The following is a 14,881-nucleotide window of genomic DNA, read 5'->3' on the forward strand; positions in this document are numbered from 1 at the left end:
CCAGACATTGCAGGGTTGAAAGAGACACAGGAAAAATCGTGCGCAGCACCAAGACCATCGCGATCCTCGCCATGCCCGGCGTCCAGCTGCTGGACGTGTCGGGCCCGCTCGACGTCTTCGCCGAAGCCAACGTGCAAGCCCATGCGCAGGCCTATCGCCTGCGCGTCATCGCAACGCGCCGTGGCGCCATTCGCAGTTCATCGGGTGTTCGACTGATGCCCGACGCCGTCATCGGCGACGAACCCGAGGAGCCCATCCACACCCTGCTCGTCGCCGGCACGCCGCACGCGGCAAGCGCCATGTCCGATCTCGGCGTGGCCGCATGGCTGCGCCAGCGCACGCCCAAGGTGCGCCGCTTCGGTTCCGTCTGCAGCGGTGCTTTCGTGCTGGCGCAAGCGGGGCTGCTCAACGGCCGGCGCGTGACCACGCACTGGGCCGTTGCCGAACAGCTCGCGCACGACTTTCCGTCGGTCACCGTCGATGCCGATGCCATTCACGTGCGCGACGGCCGCCTGCGCACCGCGGCGGGCGTGACGGCCGGCCTCGACCTCTCGCTGGCCCTGGTCGAGGAAGACCTGGGCCGCGACATCGCCATGAAGGTCGCGGCCCAGCTCGTGATGTTCTTCAAACGCCCCGGCGGCCAGATGCAGTTCAGCCGCAAGGGTGAAGCCGCGCCCACGGGCAGATCGGCGCTGCAGGAGGTTCAGCGCTGGATCGCGGCCAACCCCGCCGTCGACCACAGCGTTGCGAACCTCGCCGCGCGCATGGGCCTCAGCGAGCGCCATTTCGCGCGGCTGTTCAGGCAGGAGGTCGGGGTCACACCCGCGGGGTGGGTGGAAGACATTCGCGTGGCGGCCGCACGGCGCCTGCTGGAGGCTGGCGACGTCGCACCCAAGCAGGTGGCGCCCCTGTGCGGTTTCGCCGATGCCGACACGTTGCGCCGCGCGTTCCAGCGGCAGGTCGGCATCACGCCGGCGGAATACCGCAAGCGTTTCGCGCACGCCATCGTCTGAAGAACGAGGGCGGTGCGCGCGGGCGGCATCAGTCCGGAACGACCGCCGTCACTTCGATCTCGACCTTCGCGCGGTGCTCGACCAGCGCGGCCACCTGCACGCAGGTCATGGCCGGGAAGTTGCGGCCCATCGCATCGCGATAGACCGGGCCGAGCTCGGCCAGCCGGCGCGTGTACTCGTCGCGGTCGGTCACGTACCAGGTCATGCGCACCATGTGCTCGGGACCCGCGCCGCCTGCGCGAAGCACCTCGGCGATGTTGCGCAGCGCCAGGCCGCATTGGTCGATGAAGTCGTCCGACTCGAACTGCTGCTGCGCGTTCCAGCCGATCTGGCCGCCGACGAACAGCATCGTGCCGCGCGCGGCAACGCCGTTCGCATAGCCCTTGGGAGGCAACCAGCCTTCAGGCTGCAGGAGTTTGTTGATCATGGTGTGGTGTTGAGTTGTCTCAGTTTGAATCGCTGGAGCTTGCCGGTCTCGGTGCGTGGAAGCACCGTCACGAACTCGATCTCCCGCGGGTATTTGAAAGGCGCAATGGTCGCCTTCACATGGTCCTGCAGCGACTTCACGAGGGCCGCATCGCCTTCGTTGCCGGGCTTGAGCACGCAGAACGCCTTCACGATCATGCCGCGGTCGGCGTCGGGCTTGCCGATCACGCCGCACTCGGCCACGGCCGGGTGCTTGAGCAGCGCGTCCTCGACCTCGGGGCCGCCGACGTTGTAGCCGGCCGTGATGATCATGTCATCGGCGCGCGCCTGGTAGAAGAAGTAGCCGTCGTCGTCCTGCACGAACGAATCGCCGGGGTAGTTCCAGCCGTTCTTCACGTAGTCGGCCTGGCGCACATCGTCGAGGTAGCGGCAGCCCACGGGGCCTTGCAGCGCGAGTTTGCCGACGGTGCCGCGCGGCACCTCGTTGCCTTCGTTGTCCACCACCTTCGCGGTGAAGCCTGGCACGGCCTTGCCGACCGCGCCGCGGCGCACGTCGTTGCCGGCCGCCGAAATGTAGATGTGGAACACCTCCGTGCCGCCGATGCCGTCGAGCATCTCGATGCCCGAGGCCTCTTTCCACAGCTGGCGCGTGGCGTCGGGCAGCGCCTCGCCCGCGCTCACGCTGATGCGCAGGCTGGGCATGCCGTGCTGCTTCACGAACGGCGCCATCTGGCGGTAGAACGTGGGCGCCGTGTAGCAGATGGTCGCGCCCACCTCGTTGATGAGCTTCACCAGCCCTTCGGGCGTGAACGGCGCATCGGCGAAATAGATCGACGCCCCGGCCCACATCGGGAACACCAGCATGCCGCCCAGGCCGAAGGTGAACGCCAGCGGCGGCGAGCCCACCACGATGTCGTCACTGCGCGCACGCAGCACATGGCGCGGCCAGGTCTCGCACATCGCCAGCACATCGCGGTGCGTGGTCACCGGCGCCTTCGGCTTGCCCGTGGTGCCCGAGGTGAACGCGAGCAGCGCGATGTCGTCCGATGCGGTGGGGCAGGCCGTGAACACGCCGCTCTTCTTCGCGGCGCGCGCGGAGAGCGAGTCCGGTGCATCGGGCTTGTTGAACGCGATCACTGCGGCAAGCACGGGGTGCTCGCGCTGTGCGATCACGAGTTCGTCGAGCAGGCGCCCATCGCACAGCGCGGCCACAGGGCGCGACTTCTCGATGATCTCGCCGAGCTCCTTCGCGCGCAGCAGCGGCATCGTCGCCACGGCGATCAAGCCGGCCTTCACCACCGCGAGCCACGACAGCGCCATCGCCACCGAGTTGCCGCCGCGCAGCAGCACGCGGTTGCCCGGCACCAGCCCGAGGTCTTCCGTCAGCACCTGTGCGATGCGATTGACCTCCACGGCCGCTTGCGCGTACGTCAGCGTGCCTTGCGGCGAGCGCAGCATCGGCTTGTCGCCGAAGCCTTTCGCCTCGGCCTTGTCGAGCAGCTCCTCGACCAGGTTCAGCTGGTCGGGCAGCTGCAGCTCGGGCAGCTCATAGCGAAAGACGGGCAGCTGCGCGGCAGGCGGCAGGCGGTCATGAACGAAGCGGTCGACTTGGGCAGACACGGTATTTATCCCCGCAGAACGGATTTGCCAATGATCAGTTGTTGAACCTCCGTCGCGCCTTCGTAGATGCGCAGCGAGCGGATGTCGCGGTAGAGGCTTTCAATCTTCGTGCCAACCTTCACGCCGAGGCCGCCGTGCATCTGCAGCGCCATGTCGATCACGCGGCTCGCGTTCTCGGTGGCACACATCTTGGCCATGGCTGCGGCGGCCGACACGTCGCCCACCGCGGGCGCGCCGCGCTGTTCCGCGTCGTCGCGCATCCATGCGGCGCGGTAGGTGAGCAATGCGGCGCTGTCGATCAGCGCGGCCATCTCGCCGAGCTTGGCTTGCGTGAGCTGGAAGTCTGCGAGCGTCTGGCCGAACATGCGGCGGTTCTTCGAATGCGAGATGGCTTCGGCCAGCGCGCGGCGGCCCATGCCGAGTGCGGCCGCAGCCACCGACGCACGGAAGATGTCGAGCGTGCGCATCGCCAACTTGAAGCCGCCGTTGAGCTCGCCGAGTTGCGCCGTGCGCGGCACCACGCAGTTCTCGAAACGCAGCGTGGCCAGCGGGTGCGGCGCCATCACGTCGATGTGCTCTGAAGTGTCGAGGCCCGGCGTCGTCGCGTCGACGATGAACGCGGTGATGCCGCGCGTGCCGCCCGTGGGGTCGGTCTTCGCGAAGACGCAGTAGAAGTCGGCGATGCCGCCGTTGCTGATCCAGGTCTTCTCGCCGTTGAGCTTCCAGCCGTCAGGTGTGGCTTCGGCGCGCATGGCCATCGCGCCCACGTCGGAACCCGCTTCGGGTTCGCTGAGCGCGAAGGCGGCAATCTTGCTGCCCTTGGCCACGGCCGTCAGGTAGTTCGCATGCTGATCGGGCGTGCCCGCGAGCGTGATCGCGCCGCTGCCCAGGCCCTGCATGGCGAACGCGAAGTCGGCCAGCGGCGAATGGAAGGCCAGCGTTTCGCGCAGCAGCACGAGCGCACGCGAATCGAGGCGCTCGAGCGCGCCGCCCGACGAGCCCGGCACGGCATAGCGCAGCCAGCCACCGGCGCCCAATCGCTGCACCCAGTCGCGGCAGGCCGCGCGGTCGTCGTGTTCGTCGATCTCTTGCGATGCGGCCCAGGGCAGCAGGCCCTCGGCCAGTTCATGGTGCGCCGCATCGAAGAAGGGCAGCGCGAGGTGCGTGGTCGATGGCGGTGCGGGTGCTTTGGTCATCATCGCTTCAGTCTCCGCCGAACACGGGCTTCTTCTTGGCCGCGAAGGCTTCGTACGCCCGCTTGAAGTCTTCGGTCTGCATGCAGATGGCTTGTGCCTGCGCTTCGGCTTCGATGGCCTGGTCGATGGTCATCGACCATTCCTGCGCCAGCATGGTCTTGGTCATGCCGTGCGCGAAGGTCGGGCCTTCGGCCAGGTCGCGCGCCACCTTGGTGGCGGCTTCGAGCAGTGCGTCACTTTCGTGCAGCGCGTTGAAGAAGCCCCAGGCATGGCCCTCCTGCGCGGTCATGGCGCGGCCGGTGAACAGCAGCTCCGACGCGCGGCCCTGGCCGATCACGCGCGGCAACAGTGCGCAGGCACCCATGTCCGCACCGGCAAGGCCCACGCGTGTGAAGAGGAACGCGGTGCGCGTGGCCGGCGAGCCGTAGCGCAGGTCGCAGGCCAGCGCGATCATCGCGCCGGCACCGGCGCACACGCCGTCGATGGCGCCCACGATCGGCTGCGGGCATGCGCGAATGGCCTTCACCAGGTCGCCCGTCATGCGCGTGAACTCGAGCAGCTCGGGCATGTGCATGCCGGTCAGCGGGCCGATGATCTCGTGCACGTCGCCGCCGGAGCAGAAGTTGCCGCCCGCGCCGGTCACCACGATCACCTTCACGTCGGTCGCGTAGGTCAGCGCGCGGAACAGGTCGCGCAGCTCGGCGTACGAGTCGAAGGTGAGCGGGTTCTTGCGCTCCGGCCGGTTCAGCGTGATGGTGCCGACGCCGGCTTCAAAACGCCATGCGAAGTGTTCGGCCTTGTAGGCTGCCTTCGCTTCGAATTGCGCGCGCATGGGGTTGCCTGCGCCGATGTAGTGCTTCATTCCGTCTCCGCCATCGATTGGTTGTGTGAGTGTTGCTTGACCTTGCCGAGCAGCTTGTGAAGCTGCGCGATCTCCTTGCCGCTGAGGCCCGAGAAGGCCCCGACGATCCAGTCTTCGTGCTGCTGCGCCATGTCGTTGAAGAGCTTGCGCCCGCGCGGCGTGAGGCGCACGCGCCATGCGCGGCGGTCGCCCTCGACATTGATGCGTTCGACCAGCCCTTCGGTCACGAGCTGGTCGGTGATGCCGGTCACGTTGCCGCCCGTCACCATCATGCGGCGCGAGAGCTCGTTCATCTTCAGGCCGTCGGGCGAGCGCTCGAGTTGCGACATGAGGTCGAAGCGCGGCAGCGTCGTCGCGAACTGCGAGCGCAGTTCGTTGCGCACCTGCTTCTCGATGAGCTGGGTGCAGGTCAAGAGGCGCAGCCAGAGCCGCAAGGCTTCGGGGTGTTCGCTGTGCGCGCGCGCTTCGAGGTCCATGTCAGTGCGTCTCCTCGCTGTTCTGGGCGGCCACGGCGGCATTCGCCGCGGCGGCCATCTGCTGTTGCTTGGCGATCTCGCGGTACATCTGGTCGCGCCCGCTCAGGTACTGCCTGGGCCATTCGACGTCGCGGCTTTGCAGCTTGGCCGCTTCATGCAGCGTCCACGCCGGGTCGGCCAGGTGCGGGCGCGCCACGGCGCACAGATCGGCGCGGCCGGCCGCGATGATGCTGTTGGCCTGGTCCGCGTCGGTGATGGCGCCCACGGCAATGGTCGAGATGCCGACCTCGTTGCGGATGCGGTCCGAGAACGGCGTCTGGTACATGCGGCCATACACCGGCTTGGCGGCGCGCGTGGTCTGGCCCGACGACACGTCGATGAAGTCGGCGCCGGCGTCCTTGAAGAGGCGCGCGACCACGATCGCGTCGGCGTCGGTGTTGCCGCCCGGTGCCCAGTCGTGCGCGGAGATGCGCACGCTCATGGGCTTGTCTTCGGGCCACACGGCGCGCATGGCGCGGAACACTTCGAGCGGGTAGCGGCAGCGTGCTTCGATGTCGCCGCCGTATTCGTCGGTGCGCTGGTTGGTGAGCGGGCTGATGAAAGCCGACAGCAGGTAGCCGTGCGCGCAGTGCAGCTCGAGCCAGTCGAAGCCGGCCTCGCGCGTGCGGCGGGTCGAGTCGACGAACTGGTCGCGCAGCGTGTCCATCTCGGCGCGGGTGATGGCGGCGGGCAGCTGGTTCTGTTCGCCATACGACACGGCGCTCGCGCCGAGCACCGGCCAGTTGCCGTCTTCGAGCGGCTCGTCGGTGCCTTCCCAGCCCACGCGCGTGGAGCCCTTGGGGCCGCTGTGGCCGAGCTGCATGGCGATCTTCGCGCTCGACTGCGTGTGCACGAAATCGACGATGCGCTTGAACGCGGCCTGCTGCGTGTCGTTGTACAGGCCCGTGCAGGCCGGCGTGATGCGGCCTTCGGGCGTCGGGCTGGTCATTTCGACGAACACCATCGCGGCGCCGCCGAGCGCGCGTGCGCCCAGGTGCACCAGCAGGAAGTCCTGCGGCACGCCGTCGACCGCGCTGTAGGTGGCCATCGGCGACACCAGGATGCGGTTCTTCAGCGTGAGCCCGCGCACCTTGTAGGGCATGAGCATCGGCGCCATGGCCTTGCCGCCCGCGAGCCATTGCTCGTAGCCGCCGAGCCATTGCGTGTCGCGCACGCGCAGGTTCTCGTGGCTGATGCGTTGCGAGCGCGTGAGCAGCGAATATGCGAACTGCTCGATCTGCATGCCCGTGTAGCGCGGCACGTTCTCGAACCATTCGGTGGAGTTGCGCGCGGCGTTCTGGATCTTCAGCACCTCGACGCTGCGGCGCGCCTCGTAGCCTTCGAGCACGTGGTCGACCGTGCCGCCCTGCGCGAACTCGTTCGCCAGGTCGATCGCGTCTTCCAGCGCGAGCTTGGTGCCCGAGCCGATGGAGAAGTGCGCCGTGTGCGCGGCGTCGCCCATGAGCACCACGGGCACCGAGCGGCCTTCGACGTCGATGCGGTGCGTCCAGCGTTCGCACACCACGCGCGGAAAGCGGATCCAGTTGGCCGAGCCACGCAGGTGCGTGGCGTTGCTGATGAGCGCGTGGCCGTCCAGGTACTTGGCGAACAGCTTCTCGCAGAAGGCGACGGCCTCGGGCTGTTCCATCTGGTCGAGGCCGTGGGCCTTCCACACGGCCTCGGGCGTCTCCACGATGAAGGTCGAGGTCTTGTCGTCGAACTGGTAGGCATGCGCCTGGAACCAGCCGTGCTCGGTCTGTTCGAAGGCGAAGGTGAAGGCGTCGAAGGTCTGGTGCGTGCCCAGCCACACGAAGCGGCAGTTGCGCAGGTCGACGTCGGGCTTGAACACGTCGGCGTAGCGCTGGCGGATGCGGCTGTTCAGGCCGTCGCTGGCAATGACCAGGTCGGCGTTGTACTTGGCGGCAATCGCCTGGTCGTCGGTGGCGTCGGTTTCGAACACCAGCGCCACGCCGAGCTCGAGGCAACGCTCCTGCAGGATGTTCAGCAGCCGCTTGCGGCCGATGCCGCAGAAGCCGTGGCCGCCCGAGCGCACCTGGCGGCCCTTGAAGAAGACCTGGATGTCGTCCCAGTGGTGGAACTCGTTGCCGATGAGCGCGGCGGTGGGGCCGTCGGCCGCGCGCAGGTTGCCCAGCGTCTGGTCGCTCAGCACCACGCCCCAGCCGAAGGTGTCGAACGGGCGGTTGCGCTCGACCACGGTGATCTGCAGCGCGGGGTTGCGCGCCTTCATCAACAGGGCGAAGTACAGGCCGGCAGGCCCGCCGCCGATGCACAGGATGCGTTGGAGGTCCGAGGCGGGAGCGGGTTTGACCGTGCTGAGGCTGTTCATGGTTGAATAGTTTAGGCATAAACAATCTGCTGTCAATGCGGATTCGTAACCAGGGCCGCGGGGTACCCCGTGCCGCTGCCGGAGCGGCAGTCATGCAAAAACTTGCAAAAATCAATACCATGGGCCCCATGCAAAACTTGATACCCAAGATCGAGTCGCAGCTGGCTTCGCTGCCTGTCCCCATCGCGCTGGAACTGCCGGATGGCCGGCGCGTTGCCCAGGCCGGGGCCCGCGTCACGCTGGCTTTCAAGGAGTGGACGGTGCTCGCCAAGCTGGCGGCCCGGCAGGTGGGCGCCATCGGCGAGGCCTATGTCGAGGGCAAGGTGCAGATCGAGGGCGCCATGCGCGACCTGATCGACGCCACGGTGGGCATGCTGCCGGGCAATCCGGCGGAGACCGACACCAGCTGGTGGAGCCGCCTGCAGCACCGCACGAAGTCGCGCGGCTCGCATTCGCTGCGCAAGGACGCCGCGCAGATCGAGTTTCACTACGACGTTTCCGACGACTTCTACGCGCTGTGGCTCGACCCGCGCCGCGTGTATTCCTGTGCCTACTTCCGCACGCCCGAGCTCACGCTGGCGCAGGCGCAGGAAGCCAAGCTCGACCACATCTGCCGCAAGCTGATGCTGCAGCCGGGCGAGCGCTACCTGGACATCGGCTCCGGCTGGGGCGCATTGCTGCTGTGGGCGGCCGAGCACTACGGCGTGGACGCCACCGGCATCACGCTGTCGAAGAACCAGCACGCGTACGTCCAGCGCCTGATCGAGGAGAAGGGCCTGCAGGGCCGGGTGCGCGTGGAGCTGCGCGACTACCGCGAGCTGCCCGACACCCAGCCTTTCGACAAGATTTCATCGGTGGGCATGTTCGAGCACGTGGGCGCGGCCAACATGCCGACCTACTTCCGCAAGATCCACACGCTGCTCAAGCCGGGCGGCCTGGTGCTCAACCACGGCATCACCTCGGGCGAGCTCAACTACCGCCAGCTGGGCGCCGGCATGGGCGACTTCATCGAGAAGTACATCTTCCCGGGCGGCGAGCTGCTGCACGTGACGCACGTGCTGCGCGAGACGGCCGCGGCCGGGCTGGAAATGGTCGACACCGAGAGCCTGCGCCCGCACTACGCGCGCACGCTGTGGGCCTGGTCGGACGCGCTCGAGGCGCAGCTCGGCGTGGCGCTTGAAGTGCTGCAGCGCAACGGCGGCCGCCAGGCCGAGAACGCCGAGCGCGTGCTGCGGGCCTACCGCCTGTACCTGGCGGGTTCGGCCATGAGTTTCGAGCAGGGTTGGATCTCCCTGCACCAGATGTTGTCGACAAAGCCTGACGGCAATGTAGGGCGCGAAGGCGTCTTGCGCGGTGCGCAATCGGTGTACCCTTTTGCCCGTGACTTCATCTACAAGTGAGTGAGAAACACCATGCTCTATCGATTCCAGTCCCGTGCTTCTCCCGATTTCGTGATGCTCGAAGTGCATGCGCGCCAACTGCTCGACATCGTCGGCAAGTCGATCGCGCCGCAGGGCATCATCACCGTCGAGCAGATTCCCGGTGCCATCTCGGCGCTCGAGGCCGCGCTGAGCCGCGAGGGCGGCAACGCCCACAACCATGACGACTACGCCGTCGAAGGCCACGCCAACGACGCCGAGAAGCAGCATGTGGGACTGCACCAGCGTGCAGCCCCCCTGCTTCACATGCTCAAGGACTCGCTCGCCGAGAGCAAGGACGTGACCTGGAAGACCTGAGCGCGCTCAGTCGACCTTCGCGCCGGAGTCCTTGACCACCTTCGCCCACTTCACGTGTTCGCTCGCAATGAGCTTCGTGAAGTCGGCGGGTGAGTTCCCGCTGGGCAGCGCGCCCTGCGCGAGCATCTTTTCCTTGATGGCCGGCGTGCCCAGCGACTTGGCCACTTCCTGCTGAATCCGGTTCACGATCTCGGGCGAGGTGCCCGCCGGTGCCAGCAACCCGAACCACGAGCTCGCCTCGAAGCCCTTGAGCGTCGGGCCGCCCACTTCGGCCACCGTCGGAATGTCGGGCAGCGCGGGCGAACGCTGCGCGCTCGTCACGGCCAGTGCCGTGAGCTTGCCGGCCTTGATCTGCGCCATCGACGAAGGCAGGTTGTCGAACATCACGTCGGCGTTGCCGCCCACCATGTCAAGCAGCGCCGGGCCCGATCCCTTGTACGGGATGTGCGCCATGAACGTGCCCGTCATGCTCTTGAACAGCTCGCCCGCCAGGTGGATCGAGGTGCCGCTGCCGCTGGACGCCATGTTCAGCTTGCCGGGGTTGGCCTTGGCGTACTTGATGAAGTCCTGCACGTTGTGGATGTTCAGCGTCTTGGCCTTCTCGGCGTTCATTTCCATCACGTTGGGCACGGCGGCCACCAGCGTGATCGGCACGAAGTCCTTGATCGGGTCGAAGGGCAGCTTGGGGTACAGCGCGCGGTTGATGCCGTGCGTGCCCACCGTGCCCATGAGCAGCGTGTAGCCGTCGTTGGGTGCGCGCGCCACCAGCTCGGCGCCCACGTTGCCGCCGGCGCCCGCGCGGTTGTCCACGATGAACTGCTGGCCGAAGGCCTTCGAGAGCTCGGGCGCCACGGCGCGCGCCAGGATGTCGGTGGTGCCGCCGGCCGCGAACGGCACGACGATGCGAACCGGCTTGGTCGGCCAGGTGGCCTGGGCCCACGCAGGCGCGGCCATCAGGGTGACGGCCGCAGTGACCGAAGCGGCCAGAACGGTGCGGCGCGTGGGCCGCAGGGTGGACTGGAGAGAAGAGGAAAAGAGAAAAGTCATGCGCGCGTTTGTACAGGGGCGCGCCGTGGGCGTCGCGGGTGAAAACCCCGTGAGCCGCGCGGTCAGCCCACCTGCATCCGCTGTGCGAACTTCTCGTTGCGAAAACGCTCGAGCACGAAGTCGATGAACACGCGCGTCTTCGGCGGCAGCAGCTTCTTGCTCGGGTAGTAGAGCCACACCGCGCCCGCGTCCTGGAACCACTCGGGCAGCAGCCGCACCAGTTCGCCGCCGCGCAGTCCGCGCTCCACGAAAGGCATCGGCAGCATCGCCACGCCCAGGCCCATCAGCGCGGCGTGCGCAATGGCTTCGGGGTCGTTGAAGATCGCGCGCGGGCGCGGCAGATCGACGGTGGCCTCTTCGCCGCGCGAATGCCGCAGCGTCCAGCTGCGCACCCGGCCCGTGGGCGAGGAGCGGCGCAGCAGCGTGTCGAGCGCGGCCAGCTCCGACGGGTGCCGCGGCCGCTTGCGGCCTTCCATGTACGCGGGCGAGGCCACCGCCACCACGTGGATGCGCGCCAGCTCGCGCGCCACCAGCCCGGCCGGCAGCTCGATGCCGCCGCCGATGGCCGCGTCGAAGCCTTCGCCCACCAGGTCGACCTGCTGGTTGTCGAAGTGCCAGTCCGGCAGGATGGCCGGGTAGCGCGCCAGGAAGTCGCCCATCATCGGCAGCACATGCTCGCGCCCGAAGGCCTGGCCCATGCTCACCTTGAGCGTGCCGGCCGGCTGGCCGTCGTCGGTGTCGACGCCGGCCACGGCCTCCTGCAGCGTGGCCAGCGCGCCGCCGATCTGCGCCAGGAAACGCTCGCCGCCCTCGGTCAGCGTGAGGCGGCGCGTGCTGCGCTGGAACAGCCGCACGCCCAGCCGCGCCTCCAGCCGCGCGACGTTCTTGCTGACCGCCGCCGGCGTCAGCCCCAGGCGCCGGGCGGCCGCCGAGAAGCTGCCGCCGTCGGCGCTTTGCACGAAGGATTCGAGGTGATTGAGCGGTTCCATGCCGCTATTTTCAACCAAAGGTTGAATTTGATTGGCCGAATTGCTGGCTACCGGGAATGCAATCGAACGCCCAAACTCGAGCCCTTCCCACACACAACCCAAGGAAAAATCATGGCTTCGAACACTGCTTCTTCTGCTTCTTCTGCAGCTTCTTCTGTTGCTTCCACCCCCGTGCTGGCCGGCAAGGTCGCCTTCGTCACCGGCGGCTCGCGCGGCATCGGCGCGGCCATCGTGCGCCGCCTGGTGCGCGACGGCGCCGCCGTGGCCTTCAGCTACGGCAGCTCGCAAGCGGTCGCCGACGAACTCGCGCGCACCATCGAGGCCGAAGGCGGCCGCGCGCTGGCGCTGAAGATCGACAGCGCCGACGCCGACGCGCTCAAGGCCGGCATCGACCAGGCCGCCAAGCACTTCGGCGGGCGCATCGACATCCTGGTCAACAACGCCGGCGTGCTGCACCTGGGCCCGGTCGAGCAGCTCACGCTGGCCGATTTCGACCGCACCATCGCCGTCAACGTGCGCGCCGTGTTCGTCGCGATCCAGGCCGCGCTGGCGCACATGGGCAAGGGCGGGCGCATCGTGAACATCGGCAGCACCAACGCCGAGCGCATGCCCTTTGCAGGCGGCAGCATCTACGCCATGAGCAAGTCGGCGCTGACCGGCCTGGTGCAGGGCCTGGCGCGCGACCTCGGCCCGCGCGGCATCACGGTCAACAACGTGCAGCCCGGCCCGGTCGACACCGACATGAACCCCGCCAACGGCCCGATGGCCGCCACCATGCACAGCTTCATGGCCATCGAGCGCCACGGCCATGCCGACGAAATCGCCGGCATGGTGGGTTACCTGGCCAGCCCCGAAGCAGCATTCGTGACCGGCGCGGGCCTGAACATCGACGGCGGCTTCGCAGCCTGAACGTGGACGGCGGCTTCGCCGCTTGAACGTCAACGGCGGCTTCGCCGCCTGAGCCCCGGCGGCGGGGGGTCAGCCGGCGCTTGCGCCGCCGGCCTGGTCTTCCACCGCCGCGATCTGCGCCAGGTGCTCGGCCAGGGCGCGCGCCGCGGGCTTGGCGGCCCGCCCCGCGGGGAACACCGCATGGAGCTCGACTGGCGCCATGCGCCAGCCGGCGAGCACCGGCACCAGCGTGCCGCTTGCCAGCTCGGCGCGGCAACCCAGGCGGCTGGTCGAGGTGATGCCCAGGCCCGCCACGGCCGCGGCAATCGAGCCCTCGTTGATCGAGACGCTCAGCTTGCCCTCGACCCGCACGGACACCGTGCGCCCGTCCCGCTCGAGGGTCCAGCTCACGCCGCTCGGCCCCGCGATCACCGCATGGCCCGCCAGTTCGCCCGGCGCACCCGGCGTGCCGGCCCGCGCCAGGTAGGCCGGCGAGGCCACCAGCACGCGCTCGAACGCGCCGAGCCGGCGCGCCGTGGCGCTCGAATCGGCCAGCGTGCCGAAGCGCAGCGCCACGTCGGCGCCCGCGCTCACCAGCTCCTGGTGCAGGTCGCTCATGAGCAGCTCGATGCGCAGCGCCGGATGCCGCGCCATGAAGGCGGGCAGCCGCGGTATCGCCTCGCGCACCGCGAAGCTCGACGACATCGCCACGCGCAGCACACCGCGCAGCTCGCCCGTGCCGCGCGCGGCGTAGTCGGCCTCTTCCAGCGCCGCCAGGATCGGCTCGATGCGCGCGAGGTAGTCGCTCCCCGCCTCGGTCAGCGTGAGCGCGCGGGTGGTGCGCGTCAGCAGCGCGGCACCCACGTCCTTCTCGAGCGCGGCGATCACGCGCGAGACCGAGGGCTGCGACATCCCGAGCTCGCGCCCCGCGCGGGAAAAGCTCCCCGCGTGGGCGACGCGCGCGAAAAGCTTGAGGGCGGACAGGCGGTCGCTCATGCCGAGGGATTCATGCAGATCATGGATATATCTTAGTCATGCGAGCCGGCTACCGCGCATGCGGCGAATGAAAGACAGTGAGCTCACGGCACCGCTTCCGGCGCCGGCCTCACTGGAGATTCCCCATGTCATTGCCCGAAAAACTCGCAGCCTTCCGCGCCAACTTCGAAGCCGGCGGTCCGCCCTGGAACGCGCCCGCCTGCGTGCACGAGCCGATGCACCGCGCCACCGCCGAACTCGTGGCCGCCGGCGCCGCCGGCCGCGCGCTCAAGGCCGGCGACACCGCGCCCGCCTTCACGCTGCAGGACGCCGACGGCGTGGCGCATTCATCGGCCGGCCTGCTGGCGCGCGGCCCGCTGGTGCTGACCTTCTATCGCGGCGTGTGGTGCCCGTACTGCAACATGGACCTGCAGGCCTTGCAGGAGGCCCTGCCCGCGGTGCGCGAGCGCGGCGCCGAGCTGGTCGCGGTGTCGCCGCAGACGGCGTCGAACAGCCGCAAGTCGGCGCGCGACAACAAGCTGGCGTTTCCCATCCTCTCGGACCCCGGCAACGAGGTGGCGGCCGCCTTCGGCCTGCGCTTCAGGCTGCCCGACTACCTGATCGAGCTCTACCGCGACGCCTTCAAGAACGACCTGACCGTGGTCAACGGCGACCCGGGCTGGACGCTGCCGATGCCGGCGCGCTACGTGATCGCGCCCGACGGCACCATCGCCTATGCCGAGGTCAACCCCGACTACACGAACCGGCCCGACCCGTCGGAGCTGCTGCCGGTGCTCGACAGCCTGCGGCGCGCGGCGGCGCGCTGAGCAAGCTCAGGGCCGGCCCGACACCGACAGGATCAGCTTGTCGAGCGTGGCGCCGAGCCGCGCGAGTTCGCCGGCATCCACGCCCGCGAACAGCGCGGCCTCCCGTTCCCGGCCCAGCGCGCCCACCGTTTCATGCAGCGCCTTGCCGGCCGCCGTGAGGTAGAGCCGGCCGCTGCGCTGGTCGGTCGGGTCTTCGTGGCGCTGCACGCGCTTGTGGCGCTTCAGGCCGGCCAGCGCGCGGCTCACCGCCATCTTGTCGAGGCCGGTCTGCTCGGCGACCTGCGTGGCGTTGAGCCCGGGCTGCGCGCCCAGCACCGCCATCGTTCGCCATTCGTTCAGCGTGAGCTGGTGCTCGCGGCCCACGCGCTCGTGAAACGGCCGCGCCGTGAGGTTGACCACCCGCACCAGCTTGAAGAAGAGCGGGTCCATGCCGGGGCGCT

General features: G+C 68.7%; 15 protein-coding genes. 5 read left to right on the forward strand and 10 right to left on the reverse strand.

All coding sequences use genetic code 11. The annotated features are described in order from the left end of the window. Positions 1 to 38 precede the first annotated feature (38 nt). Complete coding sequence (locus tag BM004_RS18645) at positions 39 to 1,013, forward strand: GlxA family transcriptional regulator (RefSeq protein WP_093215619.1); 975 nt, start codon at positions 39 to 41, stop codon at positions 1,011 to 1,013. Between the two features lie 28 nt (positions 1,014 to 1,041). Here the strand turns inward: BM004_RS18645 and BM004_RS18650 are convergent, their stop codons facing one another. From BM004_RS18650 to BM004_RS18675, 6 genes are read right to left on the reverse strand one after another with little or no spacing between them, the layout of a single operon-like run. Further along, on the reverse strand, positions 1,042 to 1,440 hold the full coding sequence (locus tag BM004_RS18650) for a RidA family protein (RefSeq protein ID WP_093135100.1): 399 nt from the start codon (positions 1,438 to 1,440) through the stop codon (positions 1,042 to 1,044). Continuing rightward, positions 1,437 to 3,059, reverse strand: coding sequence for an AMP-binding protein (locus BM004_RS18655; protein WP_093215622.1), 1,623 nt, complete (start codon positions 3,057 to 3,059; stop codon positions 1,437 to 1,439). The genes BM004_RS18650 and BM004_RS18655 overlap by 4 nt, the downstream gene beginning before the upstream one ends. A gap of 5 nt (positions 3,060 to 3,064) precedes the next feature. Continuing rightward, positions 3,065 to 4,258, reverse strand: coding sequence for an acyl-CoA dehydrogenase family protein (locus BM004_RS18660; protein WP_093135095.1), 1,194 nt, complete (start codon positions 4,256 to 4,258; stop codon positions 3,065 to 3,067). A 4-nt stretch (positions 4,259 to 4,262) separates the two neighbouring features. Further along, entirely contained in the window at positions 4,263 to 5,117 is an 855-nt protein-coding gene (locus BM004_RS18665) for an enoyl-CoA hydratase family protein (protein ID WP_093215625.1), read from the reverse strand. Further along, entirely contained in the window at positions 5,114 to 5,593 is a 480-nt protein-coding gene (locus tag BM004_RS18670; RefSeq protein WP_093135090.1) for a MarR family winged helix-turn-helix transcriptional regulator, read from the reverse strand. The genes BM004_RS18665 and BM004_RS18670 overlap by 4 nt, the downstream gene beginning before the upstream one ends. A gap of 1 nt (position 5,594) precedes the next feature. Continuing rightward, positions 5,595 to 7,979: a bifunctional salicylyl-CoA 5-hydroxylase/oxidoreductase gene (locus tag BM004_RS18675; RefSeq protein ID WP_093135087.1), complete on the reverse strand. Its 2,385-nt coding sequence runs from the start codon at positions 7,977 to 7,979 to the stop codon at positions 5,595 to 5,597. A gap of 128 nt (positions 7,980 to 8,107) precedes the next feature. Between BM004_RS18675 and BM004_RS18680 the strand changes: the two genes are divergently transcribed. Both BM004_RS18680 and BM004_RS18685 read left to right on the forward strand, forming a co-directional pair. Beyond that, a complete protein-coding gene (locus BM004_RS18680) occupies positions 8,108 to 9,379 on the forward strand; it encodes a class I SAM-dependent methyltransferase (RefSeq protein WP_093135180.1) in 1,272 nt (423 codons plus the stop codon). A 12-nt stretch (positions 9,380 to 9,391) separates the two neighbouring features. Continuing rightward, entirely contained in the window at positions 9,392 to 9,715 is a 324-nt protein-coding gene (locus BM004_RS18685; protein ID WP_093135085.1) for a DUF1840 domain-containing protein, read from the forward strand. 6 nt (positions 9,716 to 9,721) lie between these two features. Here BM004_RS18685 and BM004_RS18690 read toward each other — a convergent pair whose 3' ends face one another. Both BM004_RS18690 and BM004_RS18695 read right to left on the reverse strand, forming a co-directional pair. Next, positions 9,722 to 10,762, reverse strand: coding sequence for a Bug family tripartite tricarboxylate transporter substrate binding protein (locus BM004_RS18690; protein ID WP_093135082.1), 1,041 nt, complete (start codon positions 10,760 to 10,762; stop codon positions 9,722 to 9,724). Positions 10,763 to 10,824: 62 nt separating this feature from the next. Then, positions 10,825 to 11,751, reverse strand: a complete 927-nt coding sequence (locus BM004_RS18695; protein WP_093215627.1) for a LysR family transcriptional regulator — start codon at positions 11,749 to 11,751, stop codon at positions 10,825 to 10,827. A 111-nt stretch (positions 11,752 to 11,862) separates the two neighbouring features. On the opposite strand from BM004_RS18695, the gene BM004_RS18700 reads away from it, so the two are divergent. Beyond that, positions 11,863 to 12,660, forward strand: coding sequence for an SDR family oxidoreductase (locus BM004_RS18700; protein ID WP_093215630.1), 798 nt, complete (start codon positions 11,863 to 11,865; stop codon positions 12,658 to 12,660). A gap of 69 nt (positions 12,661 to 12,729) precedes the next feature. Here BM004_RS18700 and BM004_RS18705 read toward each other — a convergent pair whose 3' ends face one another. After that, positions 12,730 to 13,635 carry a LysR family transcriptional regulator gene (locus BM004_RS18705; RefSeq protein WP_093215632.1) on the reverse strand — a complete coding sequence of 302 codons (906 nt, stop codon included), beginning with the start codon at positions 13,633 to 13,635 and terminating at the stop codon, positions 12,730 to 12,732. Between the two features lie 125 nt (positions 13,636 to 13,760). On the opposite strand from BM004_RS18705, the gene BM004_RS18710 reads away from it, so the two are divergent. Beyond that, positions 13,761 to 14,441 (forward strand): peroxiredoxin-like family protein, encoded by a 681-nt coding sequence (locus tag BM004_RS18710; protein ID WP_093215634.1) that lies wholly within the window; start codon positions 13,761 to 13,763, stop codon positions 14,439 to 14,441. A 6-nt stretch (positions 14,442 to 14,447) separates the two neighbouring features. Here BM004_RS18710 and BM004_RS18715 read toward each other — a convergent pair whose 3' ends face one another. Then, on the reverse strand, positions 14,448 to 14,870 hold the full coding sequence (locus BM004_RS18715) for a MarR family winged helix-turn-helix transcriptional regulator (RefSeq protein WP_093135068.1): 423 nt from the start codon (positions 14,868 to 14,870) through the stop codon (positions 14,448 to 14,450). Between the last annotated feature and the right edge of the window lie 11 nt (positions 14,871 to 14,881).

This window comes from Variovorax sp. OK212 (genome assembly GCF_900112425.1).
GTDB lineage: Bacteria > Pseudomonadota > Gammaproteobacteria > Burkholderiales > Burkholderiaceae_C > Variovorax.